Genomic DNA, 22180 nt, shown 5'->3' with positions numbered 1-22180 from the left:
TGCTCTTTGACCCTTAAACGGCTCTTTCACTTCCTCGGAGCACTACTGCTCATTGCGGGGATTGCGTGCGTCGCGTTGTTTGCCTATGCGATGTTTTTCATCGACTCCACCGTCGAGTTGCATCACGGAACTCTCATGGGTGAATTGCTGCTGAGAAGTCGTGCTGTAAGGGCATTCCCGCCCGACCTTATACCGGGCGAAAAACAATATTTTTACTCCCCAGGCGAACCGACTGGCAAGAGCGCAAACATTTTGCTGATTCATGTCCCCAAATACGATCCCGCAATGATGCAGCAGTGTGAAGAGTGGTTTTCCCAATTTGGATTCGTCAAGACACAAAGCAATCTCGCACGTGTGAAGGTAGCCCTCAGGGAACCTAGTGGTCGAGAAGCGCGAATAGAGGTCGATGGAAACGACATCATTATCAGTGTTGAACACTGAGAGTGAGCTGTGAAAACCGTTTGCATAACGCGAACGAGCAACAGCTTCTTCATGCGGGGGGACAACACGGGATTCCCGCGTCAAACTTTCAAGCCGTAGAGTTGCATGGAGAATTCAGTTTTTCCGGCAGGGCGAACCCGCTAGGCTGCCTTCGTGGCAGAAGACATCCTCACTCCCGAGCAGACTGTGGCCGCCTATGTGGGGGCCATGCGTGAGCAGGCGCTGAAGTTCAAGGCCATGGCGGACGCGGGCAAGATCAATGGCCTGGCCCAGATGACGCTGCTCATGCAGGAGGCCTCCCTGGTGGCAGAGGACTACTGGCTCCAGCCGGAGCGCTGCTTCGCAGGTGGCAGCGTAGGGTGGGGGAACGGGGCGGGGGCACCGCTGGATGCTGAGCCCACCTTCACCACCCGCTCCCAATGCGACACCACGGCCGAGGTCGAGGTGGCAGTGATGGTTGAGGGCCAGAAGATCGCTTCGGATGCGTATCGTCTGCAGTACCAGGGCGGTCGCTGGTGGATTGAGGGCCAACTGGCGCGGAAACAACCCTGATCTGCCGGGTGCAAGCTGGGTTGTCACCGGGCAACTTGAAGATGAAAAAACGTCAGTCGTTGAACGAGGACGCGGTTGGCGGGCGTTTGTGTGCCCCCGGCGTATTGGGCCGGGGATCGTGCTTGTTTGACCTCCTCACCTCCTTCATGAAACTGAATCTTCGTTTCCTCGCCCTGCCGTTGGTTCTTGCTGCCCTGGCTCCGGTGCTCTCCGCCCGTGAGCCCGCTGCCGTCTCCCAGCTCCCGCCCAATGCCCGTGTGGCCATCATTGGAGACTCCATCACGGAGCAGAAGCAGTACTCCCGCTACATCGAGGCCTACCTGCTGGCTTGTCTGGGCCGCCAGGACATCAAGGTCTTCCAGTTCGGCTGGAGTGGGGAAACCGCCGGCGGATTTGCGCAGAGGGCCATCAATGACTTGGCCGTCTTCAATCCCACTGTGGCCACCCTCTGCTATGGCATGAATGACGGGCGCTATGTGCCCTTCGCAGACACCATCGGGGCGGACTACGAGAAAAACATGCGGCTCGTCCTGGCCAGGCTCCAGGAGCTGGGCGTGAAGAACGTGGTCGTGGGTTCTCCCGGTGCGGTGGACACGAAGTTCTTCGCCCGCCCGGGTGCCACTCCGGCCCAGTACAATGACAACCTTGCCCACCTGCGGGACATTGATCAGAAGCTCGCGCTGGAGGCCAAGTACGCCTTTGCCAATGTGCACGACAACATGGTGAGCGTCATGGCCAAAGCCAAGGCGGGCCTGGGCGATGACTACGACGTCTGTGGCCGTGATGGGGTGCACCCCAATGCCAACGGTCAGCTCCTCATGGCGCAGTCCTTCCTGAAGGGGCTCGGCGTGAGCGGCGATATCGGCGAGATCACGGTGGATCTGAAGGGCGCTGGCTCGGCCATAGGCGGGCACAAGGTGCTGGGCGGCAAGGACGGCACCGTGGAGCTGGAGAGTGCCACCTGGCCGTTCTGCTTTGACGGGAACCCCGTCGGCTCCGGCAGCACCCGCAGCATTCTGCCTTACACCAGCTTCAACCAGGATCTGAACCGCCTCATCTTGAAGGTGAAGAACCTCGATGCTCCCAAGGCCAAGGTCACCTGGGGCACGGAGTCCAAGGAGTTCACCAAGGAGCAGCTTACCGCCGGGATCAACCTTCCCGCGGAATTCGCCAAGACCCCCTTCGACGCCGCTTTCCAGGGTCTGCTGAGCGCTCTTGGGGCCAAGCAGGGGTATGAGACCCCCATGATCAAGGGCCTGATCACCAACTTCCGCAACTTCGCGGAGGACATCAAGAACGACGCGGAGTTCGCGGCCGCGATCTCGACCCTGAAGCAGAAGATGCTGGCCAAGCAGGAAAAGCTGGACGCCCAGGTGCGCAGCAAGCTGGTGCCCGTGAAGCACACGCTCAAGGTGGAGCCGGTGCTCTGATCCAGGGAAACAGATTCACCTTTCCCACATCACCCCGGCGGGGACGGAACGACCAGTTCCGTCCCCGCTTTCGTTTTAGGGGCGGGCAGGGCGTGTCACAGACCCTTGGCATTGAACATGCATGGGCAACGGGGGCTCCCGCCACTCCCGCCTTGAAAAGGCCCTTCACCCGGGCATTCTACCGGCCCTCTTCTGTACCGAAACATGAGCTCGATGCCCACTACCACCCCGCTACAACCTCCGGCCTCCAAGGGGCTGGCAGTCGCTCTGGGGTCCTCGTTCTTCGGCTTTTACTCCCACACGGCCTTCATGAGGGCACTGCATGACCAGGGCATTTTCCCCTCTCACATGTCCGGCACCTCCGCCGGAGCGGTGGCGGCCGCGCTCTGTGGGGTCGGGTTGCAGGGGGCGGATCTGGAGGCGTTTGTGATGCGGCGCGGGCTGCGGCGGGCCTTTCTGGACTGGGCGGCTCCGCTGCGGTTTCCGGGCGTGGTGAGCACCCTGGTCTGCTCGGGCATCCTCTCCGGGCACAACTTTGTCCAGTTCCTCCGCAAGCATCTGCCCAAGCAACGGCTGGAGGAGTGCACCCATCCTCGCGTGCAACTGGCCGTGACCAACCTGACCCGCCGCGAGTGCGTGCTCGTGGAGGAGGGGGACATCGCCCAGTGGGTCATGGCGAGCTGCGCCGTCCCCGGGCTCTTTTGCAACCAAGTCATTGACGGCATGCGCTGGTGTGACGGTGGCGTGGCCCTGGAGATCCCCTTTGATCATTGGCTGGAGGATCCGGAGATCCACACCATTGTGCTGCACCGCATTGAGCATGTGCGTGGCACGGAGTGCGTCCCGCGCTGGCCCTCCGTGGCCACTGGTTTCGCGGCTTCGCACGACACCATCAACGGCACCCTGCACCAGATGCGCATGCGTCAGGCCCGGGAGTCTGGGAAGCGCGTGATCGAGGTGGTGACCGAGACCCCGCATCCCGGCCTGTTGCCCGGCAAGGTGCGGTCATTGCTCCTTGAGACAGGTTACCAGTCTGGTGCCAAAGCCGTGACCCGTCTTCTGGAAGGTGCGGGCAAGCCCGCAGTCAGCACCGATGCGGTGCCCGCGGCGATGCATAACGCCATCCTGAATCAGATACGGCATGCCTGCCGCTGCGGCGAAGAGCAGATGCTGCCTGGCTTTTCCACGGCCACCGTGGCCGGAAGATAGCTCTTCCACGAAGATGGGTGCAGCACAGGTGCTGCTCAAGGGGCCGTAAATCGCGTCCCAGCGTTGCTGCGCCCGACATCCCTTTGCACTTCGTAATGCCAGCATCGCCCCGCAGTGATGGTTGAAGTTTGTTGTTTGAAGTTTTTCATTTGAGTCTTCCTTCCCCGCCATGCGCTATCGTCCCATGCCCCCGACAGTTTTTGCCGCAGCCCGCAAGCGTCTCTGCAAATCCCTTCCCCCGGGGTCACTGGTCATTCTGCACGCCAATGACGTGTATCCGACCAACGCGGACGGCACCCTGGGCTTCGTCCAGAGCAGTGATCTCTACTACCTCAGCGGGGTGGATCAGGAAGAGACCATCCTCATGCTCTTCCCGGATGCGCCGGATCCCTCCATGCGGGAGATGATCTTTCTTCGCGAGACCAGCGAGATGATCGCGGTATGGGAAGGCGAACGACTGACCAAGGACCAGGCGTCTGCCGCCAGCGGGGTGGCAGCGGGCTCCATCCATTGGCTGGACCAGTTTGACCGCTTCTTCCGCATGGCCATGTGCCAGGCCAGGCAGGTTTTCCTGAATACGAACGAATCCCTGCGTGCCACCGTGGAGGTGGAGACCCGGGAGCGTCGTTTCATCACGCGCTGTCAGCAGGAGTTTCCTCTGCACCGTTACGAGCGTCTGGCCCCGCTCCTGCACGAGCTGCGGATCATCAAGGCCCCGGCCGAGGTCACCGCGCTGAAGGAGGCCATTGCGGTCACCGAGTCCGCCTTCCGCCGCATCCTCGGCTTTGTGAAGCCCGGGGTCATGGAGTACGAGGTGGAGGCGGAGATGATCCACGAGTTCATTCGCCAGGGAGCTCAGGGGCACGCCTTCAGCCCCATCGTTGGGAGCGGCAAGAACGCCTGTGTCCTGCACTACATCACCAACAATGCCCGCTGCAATGACGGGGATCTGCTGCTGCTGGACTTCGGCGCGAAGTTGGGAAACTACCATGCGGACCTCACCCGCACCATTCCGGTGAATGGCCGGTACACCCCCCGCCAGCGGGACGTGTACAATGCCGTGCTCCGCACCCACAAGCACGCGCGCAAGCTCCTGAAACCCGGCGTGCAGATCAGGGCCTATCAGGAGGAGGTCGGCGCGTTTGTGGAGGAGGAGCTCATCAAGCTCAAGCTGCTGAACCGTTCGGACGTGAAGACCGCCCGGGACCGCGATCCCAGCCGTCCGGCGTACAAGAAGTACTTCATGCACGGCACCAGCCATCATCTGGGGCTGGATGTGCATGACGTGGGCAACATGTGGCAGAAGCTCTCGCCCGGCATGGTTTTGACCGTGGAGCCCGGCATCTATATCCGGGAGGAAGGCATCGGCGTGCGCATCGAGAACGATGTCGTCATCACCGCCAGGGGGAACACGGATCTCATGCCCACCATGCCGATCGAGGTGGAGGAGATTGAGGAATTGATGGCGGGTGGAAGTGGAAGCGGGAAAGTGAAGAAGAAGGCGGGGGCGAAAGGGGGATGAGGAGTTTCAGGATTAACCACGGAGGCGCAGAGGGGACAGAGGGGTGAAATTGGACCGGGCTTGGGGCATGGAGTCGTGTTTGATGATCGAAGATCGCCCCTGTAGTTGTCCACGTGAGGAGAACAGACCAACAGCACGCATTTTGGGGTGGCCGCCCCAGGTCGAAGCTGATCCCCAACGGGGATCTCTAACACAGCCCAACGTTGGACGAGCCCTAAGCGAGTCAACGTTGGGTACCTCCGCAGAGGAGGATCAGGTGGGCCGGCTGACAGCATCTGCTTCCTCCTCCCCGCCATCAACACCCCCACGTCAGTTGGACCTGATGTCATGCGCTGACTGACGTTTGCGGCAAGATGCCGCAAACAGCACGCAGGATGGGTGCGCTCCCCGAGCTTCCCAGGCACAGGTCATCTGAAGCCTGTCAGTCGATGCTTCACCACCCAGGTTCTTTGGCAGGCACTGACTGAAGCGTCTGCGGCTTCGATATCGCAAGGGACATTCTCCAACCCAACGCCCTGCTCCCACCCGCCCTGGCTCGCACCTTGGGCTCTTGATCCTATTTCCCGGCACATCGCCACATGCCGGGAAATTTGTGCCTCCTCACGTCGACAACTACACCGGCTTTGAGCGCTCTCTGGCGGAGGGAAACACGCTGAACCCATTGCAAGCTGAGGCAGGCTGAAAATAAAATGGACGTCGCCGGCGCTGTTGAAGCACGGTGGTTCTAGAACATCACAAGTGCCACCGCTTTCGCCTGCTGGATGCGCCGCCGATCGCTCATTATCGCCGCCCTCTCTACTCCAGCACCGCGCCCGTATCCGCGCTGTTTACCAGCTTCGCATACCGGGCCAGGAAACCTCTCGCGGCCACTTTGGGTTGCGGCGGCTGCCAGTTGGCACGGCGTTCAGCGAGCGTGGCTTCATCCACCAGAAGCTTCATGCTCCGGGCGGGGATGTCGATTTCGATAAGATCTCCCGGTTCCACCAGGGCGATGGGCCCGCCGGCAGCGGCTTCTGGGGACACGTGACCAATGGAACCGCCGCGGGTGGCACCGGAGAAGCGGCCATCCGTGATGAGGGCCACGGAGTCGCCCAGGCCGCGACCGGCAATGGCGGCGGTGGGGGCGAGCATCTCCTGCATGCCCGGGCCGCCGCGAGGCCCTTCGTAGCGGATTACCACCACATCGCCGGATTTCACCTTGCCGGTGAGGATGCCCTGGTTGGCCTCGTCTTGGGATTCAAAGATCACGGCAGGACCGGTGAACTTCATCATGGCAGGGGACACGCCTGCGGCCTTCACCACGCTGCCGTTCGGCGCGAGGTTGCCAAAGAGCACCGCCAGACCTCCCCGTTCTGAGTAGGCGTTTTCGATAGGACGAATCACCCCGGCATCCTTCACTTCCGCATCGGCAATGGTCTGCCCCAGGGTGCGGCCGGTCACGGTCAGGGCATTGAGATGCAGAACGCCTGGCTTGCGGCTCAGAGCCTTGAGGATCGCGGAAATACCGCCGGCGCGGTCGATGTCCTCCATGTGATGGATGCCAGAGGGGGCCACCTTGCAGAGGTGGGGCACGCGATCGCTAAAGGTGTTGAAGTCCGCCATGGTCAGCGGCACCCCAGCCTCCCGGGCGATGGCCAGCGTATGCAGCACGGTGTTGGATGACCCGCCCATGGCCATGTCCAGCGCCAGGGCGTTTTCAAACGCCTGACGGGTGAGGATGTGGGAGGGGCGCAGGTTGTGTTTCACCAACTCTACGATGGTGCGGCCTGCTTCCTCAAACAGTCGGTCGCGTGCGGGGGCGGTGGCCAGGATGGACCCGTTCCCCGGCAGGGCCAGACCGAGCGCCTCGGAGAGGCAGTTCATGGAGTTCGCGGTAAACATGCCCGAGCAGGAGCCGCAGGTGGGGCAGGCATGCTGCTCGATCTCAGTTAGTTCCTCTTCCGTGATGCGATCGGCGGAAAGGGCGCCCACCGCTTCAAACACGGAGGTCAGGTTCAGGGCCTTGCCAGTGGAGGGCTGGATCCCCGCCTTCATGGGGCCGCCGGAAACGAACACGGTGGGGATGTCCACGCGGGCCGCGGCCATGAGCATGCCCGGCACGATCTTGTCGCAGTTGGGAATGCACACCACGCCGTCGAAGCAGTGGGCGCGGAGCATCGTCTCCACGCTGTCGGCGATGATCTCGCGCGAGGCGAGGGAGTACTTCATGCCGCCATGGCCCATGGCGATGCCGTCATCCACCCCGATGGTGTTGAACTCAAACGGCACGCCCCCGGCGGCGCGCACCGCCTCCCGCACCTTGCGCCCCACCACATCCAGATGGGCGTGACCGGGGATGATCTGCACAAAGGAGTTCGCGATGGCGATGAAGGGCTTGTCCCAGTCGGCTTCGCTCTGAATGGCCCCCGTAGCACGGAGGAGGCTGCGATGGGGGGCACGGAGGGGGCCTTTTTTGATGGTGTGGGAATTCATGGAAGGTAGGAGGGGGTTGGGAGTTAAGGTTTGGATGAGGGGAAACTGGCCTGGCGTTGCCATATTGGAATGACAGCTTTGGTCGTGCTATGATACCGTTTTGGTATGGAATACTCGTTGCGGGAACTGGAGTGCTTTGTGGCGGTGGCGGAGGAGCTCTCCTTCACGCGTGCGGCTCGCCGGCTGCATCTGGCCCAGCCGCCGCTCTCCCGGCACATCCGGGTGCTGGAGGAGAAGATTGGCGCACCGTTGTTTGAGAGGTCGCAAAAAGGGGTGGCGCTGACGGCAGCCGGGGCGGTGTTTCAGGAGGAGACGAGGGGGATTTTACCGCAGTTGCTCCGGGCTGGGGAGGCGGTGCGGCGGCAGTTGCAGGGGGAGACGGCCCGGTTGCGGCTTGGGTTTGTCAGTGCCGTTTTGAGTGAAAAGCTGGTGGAGACCTTCCGGCGCTTCCGCCAGCGGCATCCTCAGGTGCAGGTCATGCTCCATGACATGCCGCCCGCAGAGCAGTGGTTGGGGATGATACAGGGCACACTGGATGGTGGGTTCGTCGGGCTGATGCCCGATGAGAAGGACCGCCCGCTGGGCATGCAGCATGTCCCCTGGCGGGAGGAGCCGCTCGTGGCCTTTGTCCCATCCGGTCACAGATTGGGCGCAGGCGGGTCCAACTCATCCCGCAAACCGGTTTCCATCAAGGAGTTTGCCCGGGAGCCGTTTGTCGCGGTTTCCAGTGAGGCGGCCCCGGTCTTTGCCACTCTGCTGAGAGAACTCTGCTCGGCGGCAGGTTTCCGGCCCCGGATCGTCCTGGAATCCCCCCGGGCTCAGGCGGTGGCGGTGATGGTGGCGGCAGGCTCAGGAGTGGCCTTTCTACCGGAAAGCCTGGCCCATGTGCTGGGAGGGAGTGTGGAGGTGGTGCGGCTCAAGGAGGCACCCGTGATCACGCATGTGTTTGCCCATCCGGCGGGCGGTTCGACTTCTCCCGCGATGAAGGCTTTCTTGGAGCTGCTCTCGTCAGACTGAGCCGATGCGGCTCAACGGGGTGAGTTTTCCGGTGCGGAACTCGCCCAGCTGATTGGCCTGCCAGTAGGTGCCATCTGGGGAACCCACATCCAGACAGGTGAGCCAGCCGGTGCCGTAGGCGTAGGTATCGATCCCCACGGCGTAGCCGAAGTTCAGCGGTACCCCCTCGTGCTGCGGGGTGTGGCCGCAGATCATGCGCCGGCCGGAAATGTGGGGGTGGCAGATGATGAGCCGTTCCCAGTAGATCACGTTCTCAGACTGCTGGTCGAGAGGCAGATGGGCGCGGAGGTTGGCGTGAACGAAGATGTCCGTGGCCGTTTCGTACCACGGCAGGGTGCTCTCAAGAAAGGCCCAGTGGTGTTCCGGCACGTCTTCCAACAGGGTGGTGCCGTAGGAGGCCAGGGTCTCGGCCCCGCCGCAATCTTTCCAGGCGTCCAGCGTCCTCCAGTCGGTGCGGGAATTGAGCATCATGACCTCATGGTTGCCACGCAGAGGCACCAGCGTGGCCCGTTTGGAGAGGCCCAGCAGGTGATCGATGACCCCGCAGGTGTCGGGTCCGCGATCCACATAGTCCCCCAGCGTGACGATGACGTCGTCCGTTCCAAAGTTCAGCTGTTCGTCCAGAACCTGGAGAGCAGTCTGGCAGCCGTGAATGTCACCGATGGCAAAGGTACGCATGAAGGGGGGGCAGGGAGCATGATTCTTTGGGGCTCCCCGGGCGTCAAACGACTTGCTGTTCACTCTCTCAACCTTTGTTGAGAAGGGAGCGGATCTGGCTCTCCGAGTAGTCCGGGCCACGGTCTTCCACGACCGGGCGTTTGCTGTTCTCCAGTCCTTTGGTGCCCATGCGATTATCGTGGGTGCGGAAGACATCGTCATCGAGGGAGGAAGTCTTTCCGGAGTCCCGGACTTCCTCCCGGGAGAAGCGGCTTTCGCCGGTCTTGTAGCTGCTGTTGCCGAGCTTGCTCTTGTCGTCCGCGCCGGAGAAGACCTTGTTGCGGTCATAGGTGGTCTTGTCCGACTGACCGAAGCTCTTGGCATTGAACTTGTCATTGCCCCCTGAGAAGGCAGAACCGGTGTTAAAGTCCTTTTGGCGGTGGAAGTTAGAGGTCTTGAAGTCCTTGTTGGCACCTGCTGTGCCCAGGCTCTTTTCAAAGTTGCTGCGCTTGCCCATGTCCCACTTCCCCATGCGTTCCGACATGGTCGGCCCCATTTTCTCCTTCTTTCCGACTGCCTGGGATCCCTGGCTTTTGCTGGCGCAGGCAGATGGCAGGAGACAAAGCAGCACGGTGCTGAAGAGAGGGACGAGGGGAAGGTGCTTCATGTAGGGGGAAGGGGGGGCTGGCTCTGCCGGAGGAAGAGCACTTCACTGATGATCCCGTCGGGGAGGTGGAATTTTGCCAGCTCTTGAGGAAGGCGGTCAAGCTTGTTCCAGCCCCGATACAGTGCCAGGAGGAGAGCGGGCAGACCCTCAGTCATGCCTTGATGTTCAATCAAGAGCACCGATTCAGCCTCTTCGTACCGGTGCTGCCCGATGAGGAACTGCGCGTAGCTCTGCACCAGCTTGGGCAGGGACTCCCCTTTGGCACGCAGGCGGTCGAGGGCCAGTCCGTAGAACTCATCCGCCAGGCGTGTGTGACCTGTCTTGGCAAAGGTCTCGGCAAAGGGTTGGGTGTCACTTCCTCCCGGGAACGACATGCGCACCACACGGGCAAAGAGCTCCTTCAGGCTGTGCTCATCCTTGAGAGCCGCAAACACCTCTACCATCACGGGTGAGTCGGCCAAAGCGCGACCCTCGCCCGTGAGAGCGACCTGTCGGGCCCACTGGGGCCGGTTTTGAGCCAGGAGGGTCTGGACCGCCAGTCGCTGGATCATGGCCGTCTTCGAGGAGGCCTGCTGCCAGGGGCGCACCAGTCTTGGCAGCACGTCTGCCTCGGAGAGCAGGGGAGCGAGGCTGCAGAAGGCCACCGCCGGGGTCGTGCCCTGTGCAGGGCACCCCTTGAGCACCTCCACCCAGGCGGCGGCGCGTGAGCCGGCGGCTTCCTTGGTGAGAAAAGCGGCAAACTCGCTCATGGATTCGGGCTCCAGAGGCTCCAGAAGCAAAAGGCTGTGGATTCGGGCGACATCGCGAGAGGGGGACCAGGTGGGATCCTCTGCGGCCAGCTTCAGTTGGGTCAAACGCAGGCGAAAACGGTCAAGCGTGTCCTTGGAAGCCCGCTCCGCCCGGAGAAGGAGGCTCTGGGCCTCACTCCGGCGGTCGTGGTCCACGAGGACCTTGCTGATGGCGATCACGCTGGGGGTGTGCGGCACCGTGCCGTTCTTGCCTCCTGCGGTGCCAGTGACCACGTTCATCATGAGGCGGACCTCATCCCAAAGTCCGGTGGATGCGGCCAGTTTCACCCGCAGGAGCAGAGATTCCCGGATGGGGTCATTCCAGAGGTTGGTGTAGTCCACCTTGCGCAGCAACTCCAGCGCACGGGTTTTGTTGCCCTGTTCGGCCAGGATGGTGGCGGCATGGAGCGCGCCGTCCATGTCCTGCGGCCAGAGACTGTAAAGCTGTTCCCAGGCGGCCAGGGCTCCGGGCTTGTCATTGAGCCGCTCCAGCAACTGGGCGAGCTCCCGCAGGTAGGGCACTTCATCTGGCACCCGGCCCAGCATGGGTTTGACGCTGGCCGTGCCGCGGAAGGAGAGCATCCGCAGGCGGGTCACATCGTGCAGACGAGCCAGGAACCGGGCGTGCTTCTCTTCCAGCAGCCCTTCGGCAAGGTTTTGCGGTTTGAACTGGGGTTCCGCGACAAACAGCCTCTCGATGAAGGGGATGGCGGCCTCGCATTCCCAGGAGTTCTCCGCCACGCGCAGGTACTGCTCGCAGTATTCCACATTGGAGGGCGCGCGCGCTGGCAGGCGGCGATACACCTCCATGCATTCTCTCGCGTACCCTTGGGATTCCAGGAAGGGGCCCAACTCCAGCAGGGTGTCCACCTGGTCATCCGCCTCGAGAAACTCCTTGAGCATGCGCACCCGCTCCGGGTAACTGACCGGCCTCATCCGCCGCGTGAGGGCGAGATTGCGCCAGACGCCGAACTCGTAGTTCGACTTCGGCCCGAGCGGCACCCCGCCCAAACGCTGGTCCAGAGTGCGCTCCACCTGCACGAGCGGGCCTGCCAGACCTTCCTGACGAATGAGATCTCCCCATTCCCTCAGGTCGTCCCAGTAGTGCCGGAGATGGGTGGTTTCATCGATTCTTGGGCCGGGTGCTTGGGCACCGGGGGGCAGCCTGCCGCCCAGCATGGGCTCCACAAAGGCCTGGGCTGCCAGGAACCCATTGCTGAAATAGGCTGCCATCTCTGCCGCTGCTGCCTGCTCCGCACCCACGGTGCCGAGCACGATGGTCTCCCGCAGCGTCCCCTGACCAGAGGGGGGCAGGGCCTGGAGCCTCGCCCAGCTCTGGCGGATCAGCCGCTCCCGCTCAACCGGAGTCTCGCACAGGCGCAACAGTCTGACAAAGCTATAGAGGAAGGGGTCAAATGCTTGCGGGGGGCCGGCCTTGACCGGCATGCTCCACGCCATTTGCAGGTACTGCTTTTGCTCGGCGGTTCTGCCCATCACTTCCGCCAGATTGGCGATGAAAAGGACGTCCACCGGTTGTGGGGTGGGGTCCCGTTCCAGCGCGAGCAGACGCAGTTCAATCGAGAGGGGATACTTCTGCCGGCTCTCCAGTTTTCGGGCGATGTCGATCAGTTCGATATTGCTCAGCAGCCCCGATTTCCCGAGCGCAATGAGATCGCCTGGGGTGAACTCAAACATTTCATCTTCCGCCAGGAGATGAGTGGCTGCCTGAAGCAGTCCCTTGCGTTGCTGCATTGCCGCTTCCCCGACGCCCCGCTGCCGGGCCCAAGCCAGCATATCGGCCATGCCGTGGGAGCGCAGTCCCATCCAGACCTTGAGGAAGCGTAGTTCAAGTGAGTCCGATTTGCTGGACTTCTGCGCAAGCACGGCACGGAAACCGGGGCCGTCGCCCATGTAAAACAGGGCCCAGGCCTTTTCCATTTCCGAGAGCACGGCACCCGGGGCCAGATGAGCCCAGCCCGTCTTTCCTGCCTGCATGCGGGCCAGCTCTTCCACGGCCCGCAGCCGGATGGCGCTCACATCATCGGGCACCTCGGAAAACTCACTGCGGGGCATGGTCAAGAACTGACGGATGCGGTCGCGTTCCGACTGTTCCAGGCCCGGGACGTTGTCCAGGGCGCTGAGCAGGGTGGTGGGAGCAGCTGCGGATCCCTTGCGGCCATCCATGAGCGGCCAGGGCAGGCGCTCCACCGCCACGTTGTCGGTCTTCTTCGGTTCCGGGGGCGGGGCGGCGCCCAGCACCTGTCGCAGCGTGCGCTGGGCGGCCTTGGTGTCCCCCAGTTGCTTCTGCTGCAGGGCCAGACGCAGCAGGTTCTTCACATCCCAGGACCGGACACGGGCCACCTGCTCCTGCACGCGGCGGGCGGCCTCTTCCTGGCCGGTCTCCACGTAGTAGCGGGCCAGTTCTTCGAGCGCGGCTGAGTCCTGGGAGAACTTGGCCTCCAGACGACGGCGGGCCTGGTCTGCCTCCACCATGCGGAAGTCCTGCTCCAGGAGCTCCACCAGCTCGCGCCACTCCTCCGCACCGGACTTGGCCGAGGCTGCGGCGGCAATCTGTTTTTGGAAATAGATGGCGCTCTTGATGTCACCCACCCGCATCGCCGCCGCCCGCAGCTGTTCCAGGGAGAAGGGCGTCTCCGGTGCGGTGTAGTAGGCGTGCTTCATTTCCTCGAACGCCCGGGTGGCATCGCCCTGGCGCTCATACACGGTCGCCAGTGCCTCATGCCAGAAGCCGTCGAACGGGGCGCGGCGGGAACGCTCCTCCAGCGCGGAGAGCAGCAGCTTCAGACGGAGTTGCACCTGGTCATCGGGCAGGGTGCCCTGCACAATGTCCGCCCACATGAGGCGCTCCACCGCCCGCAGGAAGATCTCCCGCCGGCGCTTCACGTCGGCCTCATTCTCCAGCAGACGCATCTGCACATCGGTAAATTCCTTGAACTTGCGCTGGGACACCAGCACCTCGGCGTAGCGCTCCAGAAGCGGCCCGGCTGCGGTGCCTCTGGCCTCCCGGGCGGCTTTTTCCCAGATGGCGGTGGCTTCTTCGCGGCGGCCGTCCTCGAGATACAGCGGGGCCAGCATGGAGATGATGGACTCGTTCAAGGGATCGGTGCGCAGCAGGTCCTCCATGATGTGGATGGCCACATCCAGCCCGCGTTGGTTCTCGCGTTTGCCCTCCATCTCCGCCAGACGGAGCAGGTGGCTGAACCGGTTGTCTGGATCAATGTCCGCCAGCAGACGAAGCTGCCGCAGGGCCAGAAGGATGTTCTGGTCCGCCCGGGCCAGTTCGAGGAGCAACTTTTCCGTCTCCACCGGGGCCGGCTGCCAGCGGCCGTGGGCGTCGAAGTGCAGCCTCGCGAGGACGGCGTAGGCCATGTCGTACTGATCGGCCCGGAGGCACCACCAGGCGATGCGGTGGAGCAGTTCCGGCTGGACCCCGCCGTCAGGTTTTGGCAGCAGTCCGGCGAGGGGGCCCACCCAGTCCCGGGCCCACTGCACAGGCAGGAGGGTGACACCCTGCATAGCGGTCTGGCGCATGGCACCCAGGCGGAGCACCAGCCCGGCGGCGAATTCCGCCACCGGCTCGGGGATGCCCTTCTGTGGCTGGACGGGCGGGGCCTCGGAGCCAAACCCCTCTCCCGTGAAGATGGAGGGCATCTTGAACTCGCCCGTGGGCTCGGCGGCGGAGGAAGTTTCCTGAGCCTGTTCGCCGGAGAGGATGGAAAGCATCATCTCATCCACATCCGTCCGCTTGTCGATGGAGTCGCTCAGGGTCCAGGCCTTTTCCAGGAGGGGCAGGGCCGCAGCGTGGTCTCCTTTCTGGGAGAGAACATCGGCGAGCTGGACGAGCGCTCCACGGTCGCCGCCTTTTTTCACGGCGCTGCGGGCGGCTTCTTCTGCCGCATCGGATTGTTGGGAGGTGATGAGGAAAGCGGCTACGTCTTGAAGACGGCGCTGGGCCTCCTCATTGCGGAGGCCGGGTGTCGCCGCGTATTCGTTGAGCACCTTGCGGGCGTCTTCCAGCCGCTGGCGTTTTACCAGATAGGAGGCCAGCTCGAAGACGACCTCCGCCTTGTCCGGATCCCGGGCCATGCGGGCGCGGAGGATGCGCTCGACGATCTCATCCAGTGCCTTCTCCCGTGCGAACGCGAGGACCTGCTGCTCCACCTCCAGGGTGCTGCCCTGGGTGTCCAGCACCTGACGCAGCCGGGCCACGGCCATCTCTGGCTCGCCCGCCCGGAGGTGCGCCAGGCAACGCAACTGGACCAGGGCGGGAAGATCTGTGCCGTCGTTTTTCAACCGCGCATCCACCAGTTGTCCCGCCTCCTGCCACTGGTCATGATCCAGCAGCGCGGTCACCAGCTGCCAGCGGTAGTCGGTGGCGTCTGGGAAGGAGGAAACAAGCTCCCGCAGCCAGCGGAGGTGCTCATCGGAATCCACCGTCAGGTCGGAAAAGCGGGCCATGTCCGCCAGGGCTTTTTCCTGGGCGGGGCGGACTGCGGCTTCCTTTGCGAGGGTCGCCTTGAGCAGGTCCAGATGGCCAAAGCGCTCATGCAGCCTGACGAGGCGCACAAAGAACTGGGCGTAGCGCCAGTCTTTGAAGTGGAGCACGGCCAGCCCCTTGCGCAGGGCCTCCGCGGCTGGTTCAAAATGGTCGGCTTGTTCTTCGATTCGCGCCAGATCCTGGAGGGCATCCAGGCGCTTCTCAGGGTCCGTGGTCTGGGCCAGTTGTTGATAGAGAGCGAGCGCCCTTTCCAGGAATCCAGTGCCCAGCAGACGTTGTGCCACCTCCCGCACGAGGGTCGTGTTCTCCGGCTGCAGTTGGGTCGCTTGTTCCCAGACTTTGGCCGCCTCTTCGGGTTTGTTCAGTGCCAGAGCCAGGCGTCCCTGTTCCAGGAACAAGGGGATGCGTTGGACGTCGTTCTCCGGGAAGAGGGTGGTGAGGCGCTGAATGAGGTCCAGGGCAATTTGGGAGTCGCCCGCCTCGGTCGCCAGATCGGCCCGGGCACGGAGGACGAGCGGATTCTTGGGCTCTTTCTTGAGCACCTCGTCGTACAAGGCGGCAGCCTCTGCATTGTGACCTGCCTTGCGCAGCAGGTGGGCGTGGACCAGCGTGATGTGAGGGTGGGGCTGGGCCTTGGCCTGGGTGGCGATGTTTTCCAGCAGAAAACTGGTGGAGTCGTGCTTGCGATAGAGATCCCAAAGCAGGTCCAGCACCCGGCCGTACTCCGGCTGTTCCACCAGGAGATTCAGGTACTCGCTCGCCAGACGGGAGTCCTTCTCAGACCAGGGTGCAGCCGTGGCGGTGTCTGCCGCCGGGGACAATGAAAGGCCTGCTGCGCAGGTGAGAGCGGCGATCCATCCGCCTGCCGTGCCCTTGCGAGCGCTGGGAAGTGCTCGAGCCTGGGTCCCACCCGGGGGAGATCCATCCTGCGAGCGGGCATTCCGTTTTCCGAGAGGCGCGGCAAACATGGTCATGAATGATAGGATACGGCCCGCATCCGGGGCGTGCACCACCGGATTCTCAGGCATCTGGCTTGGCCAGTACAACACGGACTGGCGTTCAAAGCAGCAATTACTTTGCCGCTCCGGCCAGCAAACTCTCGGCGTGGATGCGGGCGCTCTCGGCCTTGCCGCCCAGCATGCGGGCCAGCTCCTCCACCCGGGCCGGGCCAGCCACCTCCCGCAGGGTGGAGCGGGTGCGGTGCTCGTCGAACTCCTTGGTCACCACAAAATGGCTCTGCGCCAGGGAGGCGAGCTGGGGCATGTGGGTGATCGCGATGACCTGATGCTGCCCGGAGAGGGCGGCCATCTTGCGGCCCACGGCCTCGGCAATGTTGCCGCCCACGTTGGCGTCAATTTCATCAAAGACCATGAGCGGGATGGAGTCCTCCCGCGCCAGGGCGCTCTTCACCGCCAGCAGCACACGGGACATTTCCCCGCTGGAGGCGGTGAGGCGCAGAGGTTTGAGCGGTTCGCCCGGGTTGGGGGCGAAGAGGAAATCCACCTCTTCCAAACCGTCGCGGGCAGGCTCGGGACGGAGCGTCAGGGACACTTCGAACACGGCCCGCTTGAACCCAAGATCCGCCAGGTGGACGGCGATGTCCTTGGCCAGGCGTGGAGCGGCCAGCTTGCGCTGGGCGGAGAGGTCGTGCCCCAGCTTGTCCACCTCCTTGCGGGAGGCTTTGACCGCCTGGTCCAGCTTTTCAAGAGCTTCGCCGCGGTTTTCCATCCGGCCCAGTTTCTCCTCTGCCTCTTCCTTGAACTTCAGGATCGCGGTGATGGAGCTCCCGTACTTGCGCTTGAGGAGCTGGATGATGTGAATGCGCTCCTCCAGCCGCTCAAGTTCCTCGGGCTGGATTTCGATCTCCTCCGCATAGTCGCGGACGCTGCCCTCCAGATCCTGCAGCTCAATGTAGGCCGACTGGAAGCCCTGAAAGGATTCCGCCAGCTTGGGGTCAAGCTTCTCAAGATCATGGAGGAGGCGGGAGACATCGCGCATGCCTGCCAGCACACCTCCTTCTCCTTCGCCCAGGCGTTCTTCCACCTGTCCGCACAGTTCCACGAGGCGGGAACCGTTCGCGGCGATGCGGTGGCGGGATTCGATCTGTTCCTCTTCGCCTTCGCGCAGGCCCGCCGCGTCAATATCGTTGATCTGGAAGCGGAGCATGTCCATCTCCTGCTCGGAGGCTCGTTCACTGGTGGCGAGTTCTTCGTACTCGCCCACGGCCTTCCGCCAGATTTGATGCGCGGCACGATACGCCTCGCTGGCGTCATCAAGTCCCGCATACCCGTCCAGCATCTCAAGCTGGCGTTCCCGTGAATTGAGTGACTGGTGGTCGTGAGGTCCATGCAGGTCCACCAGGTAGGCCCCCAGCTCCTTGAGCATGGCGGACGTGACGGGCGAACCATTCACGAACTGCTTGTTGGTGCTGGCTCCGATGACCCGTCGGATGATGAGGGACTCCCCGTCCAGCGGATCGAGTCCCGATGCCGTCAGAATGCTGTCCACGGTGTCGGTCTTCTTCAGATCAAACACCGCCTCTACACTGCAGGACTCCGTGCCAGTGCGGATGAGCCCCTTGTCGGCACGCTCACCCAGGATCAGCTTGAGCGCGCCCACGATGATGGACTTGCCAGCTCCTGTCTCGCCGGTGACGCCCACGAGACCTGGACCAAGCTCCCACGCGAGGTCTTCTACGAGGGCGAGATTTTGGATCTTGAGGAGGGAGAGCATCGGGTGGGGGAGGAAGACACTGCGATTATGCGAGCGCCCTTCTTTTTTGCAAACGCCTGCGGGGTGCGTTTGCTGAAAACTGGTAGGCAGATGTCTGGTAGAGACCTCCGGCGGCGGAGCGTCTACACGGCGACAGGGCTTCTGTGTTAGGAGCCTCTCTCGTGGGAACTTGAGGCCAATGCGGTTCGCAGGGGTGACATCTCTCTAAATGCGTGGTGTTTGGGGGGATTCCGAACCCGGAGGGTCCACCATGAATAGCCACGGGTTAGGCGAGTTTAGCGAGTCAAACCCGTGGAAAGTGTCAACGCCGTGCTACCGCGGAGCGGTAGGCCTTGGGCGGGTAGTGTCTGCTTGGGATGTATGACCGTCGTGATGGCCGACCGCTCCGCGGAAGAGTTTCCGCTCCACGTTTTCCATGGGTTGCACTCGCTACGCACGCTCCACCACATGGCTATTCATGGTGAACCCTCCGGGTTCGAATACTTGGCGGATCGTTCACCACCTCCCACTTAATCCAATGACAGCAACGCTTTCTGCACCACCTCGGCGGTGCGAGCCAGATCATCAGGGCCGTGGGCCATGCTGATGAAGCCGGTTTCGAACTGCGAAGGCGCGAAGTACACGCCGTGGTCCAGACAGTAGTGGAAGAACTTCCTGAAGGATGCGAGGTCGCTCGTCTTGGCGTCCGTGAGATTGAGCACGGGCTTCTCCGTGAAGAAGAGGCAGAACATGCTGCCGGTGCGATACCACTGGTAGTTGCGGCCGGTCTTCTTCAGTACATCGAGCACCGCGGTTTCCATGATCTGGCCGAGGTCTTCCAGACGGTCCCAGCCCTTCTGTTTCTCCATTTCCTGCAACTGGGCCAGACCGGCGGCCATGGCCAGGGGGTTGCCAGACAGGGTGCCAGCCTGGTACACGGGACCATCGGGAGCAAGGTAGTCCATGATCTCGGCGCGACCGCCAAAAGCACCGACGGGGAGGCCGCCGCCGATCACCTTGCCCAGGGCGGTGAGATCTGGCTTGAGCCCTTCTTTTTCTTGAACCCCGCCGCGGGCGACACGGAAGCCGGTCATCACTTCATCCAGGATCAGCAGCGCGCCGTGCTTCTCCGTGACCTCGCGCATCTTTTGCAGGAAACCCGGTTGCGGAAGAATGAGCCCGGCGTTGGCAGGGTAGCTCTCCACGATGAGGGCGGCGATCTCGTGGCCGTACTTGTCAAAGCACTCCTCGAGGGCGGCGACGTCGTTGTACGGCAGCACGGTGGTCAGCTCCGCGAAGCTCTTGGGCACGCCGGCGCTGTCCGGGTGGCCGTGGGTGAGGGCACCACTGCCAGCCGCGACCAGCAGGGAATCCACATGGCCGTGATAGCAACCGTCAAACTTCACGATCCGGTCGCGCTTCGTGTAACCCCGGGCGAGACGAATGCACGACATGGTGGCCTCTGTGCCGCTGTTGGTCATGCGAACCTTCTCGACGCTGGGCACCCAGTCCACGATGAGCTTGGCCATCTCCACCTCGTAGGCATTTGGGATGCCGAAGCTGACCCCGTCCTTGGCGGCGTTGTGCACCGCCTCGATGACGCACTGGGGGGCGTGGCCCAAAATGGCCGGACCCCAGGTGCCCACGTAGTCAATCCGGTCCTTGCCGTCCACATCCCACACCCGGCAGCCCTTGGCCCGCTGGGCGAAGAAAGGCTCGCCGCCCACGTTGCGAAAGGCGCGGACCGGGGAGTTGACCCCGCCGGGGATGTATTGCTTCGCCATGGCAAACAACTTGGAGGAAAGCGAAGATGGAGAGTCGGACATGGGAGAATGAGTAGCGCGGGACGGCCCGGAGTCGAGCGGGAAGAGGGGGGAGTGGCCTTGGGGGATGCTGGATGGATGGAGAATGTTTGTTTGGCAAGGGGGGCGTCCTTCAACGCGCCAGCATCTTGGAGTGTTTCGGCTTGACGCGGCCTTCGCCGGGCGATGAACGTTCCCTGGCCCTGGTGTTGTCGCCAGGCCGCCTGCCTCCTGACCGTCCCGCATGCGGGACGCAACTCCAACATCGCATGCGGAGCGGGAAGACTGGGTTCTAGGAATGCGTGGAGCAGGGCCCCTCTTCCGCCCAGCCTGAAAAGCACCTTCCCTTCCCAGTCTCAGGTCTTTCGTCTTGTGTCTTGAAGTCTTGTGTCTCCGCCGCAGGCGGCCTACCCCAGCCCCAGGGCCTCGACCTCCTCCTCGCCCCAGCCGAGGTAGTGGCCGAGTTCGTGTAAATAAGTGATGCGAACCTCATCACGGTAGGTGCGCTCATCCTCTTCTGCATAGAGCCAGAGGTTGTCCAGGAAGAGGCGCACGCGGGGCATCTCGGACGGGCCGGAGGGTTCAGGGTCCAACCGGCTGAATCCTTCGAAGAGCCCGAGCAGGTCCGCCAGGGTCTCGTCGGACTCGTCTGCGGCGTTTTCGTAGGAGATGAAACACTCAAGTGCGGCGTCGCGAACGGTTTCAGGAAGCTGTGCGAGGATCCGCTCAACTTCCGTCTGGGCCAGTCGCAACAGCTTGGGGTGCATGAAAAATGCGGCGGCTGGTGCGGCTAGTAGTCGCGCTTGAGAAGGTAGTCTGCCAGTTGATGCAGCCAGTGACCGTTGGGGCCGAAGACTTCCAGCGCCTGGCGCGCTTTCCCGGTGAGTCGATGAGCTTCATCGCGGGAGGCGTCCAGGCCCATGAGGGCGGGGTAGGTGGACTTCTCCGAGGCCACGTCTTTGCCAGCGCTTTTGCCCAGCTTTTCCGTGGTCTGCGTCACGTCCAGGATGTCGTCGATGATCTGGAAGGCCAGCCCTGTGGCCATGCCGAAGTCATGCAGCGCCTGCACTTGATCCAACTGCGCATCAGCACTCATGCCGCCCAGCTTCACGCTGGAGGTCAACAGTGCGGCGGTCTTGCTTTCGTGAATGTAGCGCAGGTCCTCGATGCCGAGCTTCTTGCCTTCCCCTTCCAGATCCGCGACCTGTCCGCCCACCAGATGCAGGCTGCCGGCAGTGCGGGCCAGTTCCAAGACCATGGCGGCGGGAGAGTGGCGGTGGGTCACCGGAGTTTGCGCCACCAGTTCAAACGAGAGCGCCTGCAGTGCATCCCCGGCCAGCAGGGCCATGGCCTCGCCAAAGACCTTGTGACAGGTGGGCACACCGCGCCGCATGTCGTCATCATCCATGCAGGGCAGGTCATCATGAATGAGCGAATAGGTGTGAAGACACTCGACTGCGCACGCAGCGTACAAGGCATTCTCCAGCGAGCCGCCACAAGCTTCGGCTGCGGCAAGACAGAGGATGGGGCGGAGCCGTTTCCCACCCGCGAACAGACTGTGCCGCATGGCCTTGTGAATCGTCACCGGCCGGGTCTCTGCCGCTGCTACAAAACGATCCAGCGCCGCATCCACAAAGGCGACACGTTGAGTGAGATAAGACTTGAGATCGGCAGACATGGCAGGAGGAAGTGAGGGATGCCTTCACGGCATGGGCATCTTTCCTTGGAACAATCCTGCTGGAATCTCAAGCGGCAGTTCGATGCAGATACGCCTCGTCTGGCATTTTACAGTTGGCCCATGTCCCGGTATCGGCGCGAGATTTCGACGTATTTCGCGGCAAGCCGGGCATTTCCTGCCTGTTCCTCCTGGCTCAGGGTTCGCACCACCCGTGCAGGTGAGCCTACGATGAGCGAGCCCTCGGGCACCACGGTGTGCTTGGTCACCAGGGCTCCGGCTGCGATGATGCAGCGTGGACCGATGACGGCACCATCCATGACGATGGCCCCCATGCCGACCAGAGTCTCATCTCCGATGGTGCAGGCGTGGATGATGGCTCTGTGGCCCACGCTGACGGCCTCACCCACCCTCGCCTCAAAGTCATCTGCCACATGCACAATAGTGCCGTCCTGAATGTTGGAGCGGGGGCCAATATGAATGTGATTAATATCGCCACGGAGAACACAACTGTACCAAATGCTGGCTTCGGCGGAGACGGTCACACCACCTACCACAACTGCTCCTGCGGCGATGAATGCAGTGATGTCAATCCGGGGTGATTCTTGTGGCAGCAAAAAGCGTTTCATGCCTGAAAAAATAAGGGCTGGAGACGAAATGGGGTTGACGCTTTCCGTGAATTTATCCATAAACAAACGCGAAGCCCCGCACTTATCC

General features: G+C 62.7%; 15 protein-coding genes. 6 read left to right on the top strand and 9 right to left on the bottom strand.

The annotated features are described in order from the left end of the window. The first annotated feature begins 6 nt into the window (after window positions 1–6). The 5 genes from VSP_RS31025 to VSP_RS31005 all read left to right on the top strand — a co-directional run bounded on the left by VSP_RS31025 (window position 7) and on the right by VSP_RS31005 (window position 5154). On the top strand, window positions 7–441 hold the full coding sequence (locus tag VSP_RS31025; RefSeq protein ID WP_009965640.1) for a hypothetical protein: 435 nt from the start codon (window positions 7–9) through the stop codon (window positions 439–441). A gap of 153 nt (window positions 442–594) precedes the next feature. Beyond that, window positions 595–993 carry a hypothetical protein gene (locus tag VSP_RS31020; RefSeq protein WP_009965639.1) on the top strand — a complete coding sequence of 133 codons (399 nt, stop codon included), beginning with the start codon at window positions 595–597 and terminating at the stop codon, window positions 991–993. A gap of 146 nt (window positions 994–1139) precedes the next feature. After that, a complete protein-coding gene (locus tag VSP_RS38265) occupies window positions 1140–2423 on the top strand; it encodes an SGNH/GDSL hydrolase family protein (protein ID WP_009965638.1) in 1284 nt (427 codons plus the stop codon). A gap of 204 nt (window positions 2424–2627) precedes the next feature. Beyond that, window positions 2628–3632, top strand: a complete 1005-nt coding sequence (locus VSP_RS31010) for a patatin-like phospholipase family protein (RefSeq protein WP_081452833.1) — start codon at window positions 2628–2630, stop codon at window positions 3630–3632. A 169-nt stretch (window positions 3633–3801) separates the two neighbouring features. After that, on the top strand, window positions 3802–5154 hold the full coding sequence (locus tag VSP_RS31005; protein ID WP_009965635.1) for an aminopeptidase P family protein: 1353 nt from the start codon (window positions 3802–3804) through the stop codon (window positions 5152–5154). Window positions 5155–5949: 795 nt separating this feature from the next. Here VSP_RS31005 and ilvD read toward each other — a convergent pair. Continuing rightward, complete coding sequence (gene ilvD / locus VSP_RS31000; RefSeq protein WP_009965633.1) at window positions 5950–7626, bottom strand: dihydroxy-acid dehydratase; 1677 nt, start codon at window positions 7624–7626, stop codon at window positions 5950–5952. Between the two features lie 105 nt (window positions 7627–7731). Between ilvD and VSP_RS30995 the strand changes: the two genes are divergently transcribed. Continuing rightward, window positions 7732–8643, top strand: a complete 912-nt coding sequence (locus VSP_RS30995; RefSeq protein ID WP_009965632.1) for a LysR family transcriptional regulator — start codon at window positions 7732–7734, stop codon at window positions 8641–8643. On the opposite strand, the gene VSP_RS30990 is transcribed toward VSP_RS30995, so the two are convergent. From VSP_RS30990 to VSP_RS30955, 8 genes are all read right to left on the bottom strand, one after another. Continuing rightward, on the bottom strand, window positions 8635–9321 hold the full coding sequence (locus VSP_RS30990) for a metallophosphoesterase family protein (protein ID WP_029190900.1): 687 nt from the start codon (window positions 9319–9321) through the stop codon (window positions 8635–8637). The two genes, VSP_RS30995 and VSP_RS30990, sit on opposite strands and share 9 nt — an antisense overlap. A gap of 67 nt (window positions 9322–9388) precedes the next feature. Further along, window positions 9389–9967, bottom strand: a complete 579-nt coding sequence (locus VSP_RS30985) for a hypothetical protein (RefSeq protein ID WP_009965629.1) — start codon at window positions 9965–9967, stop codon at window positions 9389–9391. Next, entirely contained in the window at window positions 9964–16248 is a 6285-nt protein-coding gene (locus tag VSP_RS38260; protein WP_198141269.1) for a tetratricopeptide repeat protein, read from the bottom strand. The genes VSP_RS30985 and VSP_RS38260 overlap by 4 nt, the downstream gene beginning before the upstream one ends. Before the next feature lie 97 nt (window positions 16249–16345). After that, on the bottom strand, window positions 16346–18007 hold the full coding sequence (gene recN, locus VSP_RS30975) for a DNA repair protein RecN (protein WP_009965626.1): 1662 nt from the start codon (window positions 18005–18007) through the stop codon (window positions 16346–16348). A gap of 509 nt (window positions 18008–18516) precedes the next feature. Next, on the bottom strand, window positions 18517–19812 hold the full coding sequence (gene hemL / locus VSP_RS30970; RefSeq protein WP_009965625.1) for a glutamate-1-semialdehyde 2,1-aminomutase: 1296 nt from the start codon (window positions 19810–19812) through the stop codon (window positions 18517–18519). A 383-nt stretch (window positions 19813–20195) separates the two neighbouring features. Then, window positions 20196–20555 carry a metallopeptidase family protein gene (locus VSP_RS30965; RefSeq protein WP_009965624.1) on the bottom strand — a complete coding sequence of 120 codons (360 nt, stop codon included), beginning with the start codon at window positions 20553–20555 and terminating at the stop codon, window positions 20196–20198. A gap of 23 nt (window positions 20556–20578) precedes the next feature. After that, the gene (locus VSP_RS30960) at window positions 20579–21466 is read right to left on the bottom strand and encodes a polyprenyl synthetase family protein (RefSeq protein ID WP_009965623.1); all 888 of its coding nucleotides are present in this window, start codon (window positions 21464–21466) and stop codon (window positions 20579–20581) included. Between the two features lie 107 nt (window positions 21467–21573). Next, window positions 21574–22092, bottom strand: coding sequence for a gamma carbonic anhydrase family protein (locus VSP_RS30955; protein ID WP_044133722.1), 519 nt, complete (start codon window positions 22090–22092; stop codon window positions 21574–21576). Between the last annotated feature and the right edge of the window lie 88 nt (window positions 22093–22180).

Origin of the sequence: Verrucomicrobium spinosum DSM 4136 = JCM 18804 (assembly GCF_000172155.1) — a bacterium.
In the GTDB taxonomy this organism is placed as follows: Bacteria; Verrucomicrobiota; Verrucomicrobiia; order Verrucomicrobiales; family Verrucomicrobiaceae; genus Verrucomicrobium; species Verrucomicrobium spinosum.
The sequence above is the reverse complement of the archived record's forward strand: the minus strand, read 5'-3'. Positions and strand labels throughout refer to the sequence as shown.

Coding starts and splice junctions, on each gene's coding strand:
- VSP_RS38265 (WP_009965638.1), top strand. CDS start 1,140: ATGAAACTGAATCTTCGTTTCCTCGCCCTGCCGTTGGTTCTTGCTGCC.
- VSP_RS31010 (WP_081452833.1), top strand. CDS start 2,628: ATGAGCTCGATGCCCACTACCACCCCGCTACAACCTCCGGCCTCCAAG.
- VSP_RS31005 (WP_009965635.1), top strand. CDS start 3,802: ATGCGCTATCGTCCCATGCCCCCGACAGTTTTTGCCGCAGCCCGCAAG.
- ilvD (WP_009965633.1), bottom strand. CDS start 7,626: ATGAATTCCCACACCATCAAAAAAGGCCCCCTCCGTGCCCCCCATCGC.
- VSP_RS30995 (WP_009965632.1), top strand. CDS start 7,732: ATGGAATACTCGTTGCGGGAACTGGAGTGCTTTGTGGCGGTGGCGGAG.
- VSP_RS30990 (WP_029190900.1), bottom strand. CDS start 9,321: ATGCGTACCTTTGCCATCGGTGACATTCACGGCTGCCAGACTGCTCTC.
- VSP_RS30985 (WP_009965629.1), bottom strand. CDS start 9,967: ATGAAGCACCTTCCCCTCGTCCCTCTCTTCAGCACCGTGCTGCTTTGT.
- VSP_RS38260 (WP_198141269.1), bottom strand. CDS start 16,248: ATGACCATGTTTGCCGCGCCTCTCGGAAAACGGAATGCCCGCTCGCAG.
- recN (WP_009965626.1), bottom strand. CDS start 18,007: ATGCTCTCCCTCCTCAAGATCCAAAATCTCGCCCTCGTAGAAGACCTC.
- hemL (WP_009965625.1), bottom strand. CDS start 19,812: ATGTCCGACTCTCCATCTTCGCTTTCCTCCAAGTTGTTTGCCATGGCG.
- VSP_RS30965 (WP_009965624.1), bottom strand. CDS start 20,555: ATGCACCCCAAGCTGTTGCGACTGGCCCAGACGGAAGTTGAGCGGATC.
- VSP_RS30960 (WP_009965623.1), bottom strand. CDS start 21,466: ATGTCTGCCGATCTCAAGTCTTATCTCACTCAACGTGTCGCCTTTGTG.
- VSP_RS30955 (WP_044133722.1), bottom strand. CDS start 22,092: ATGAAACGCTTTTTGCTGCCACAAGAATCACCCCGGATTGACATCACT.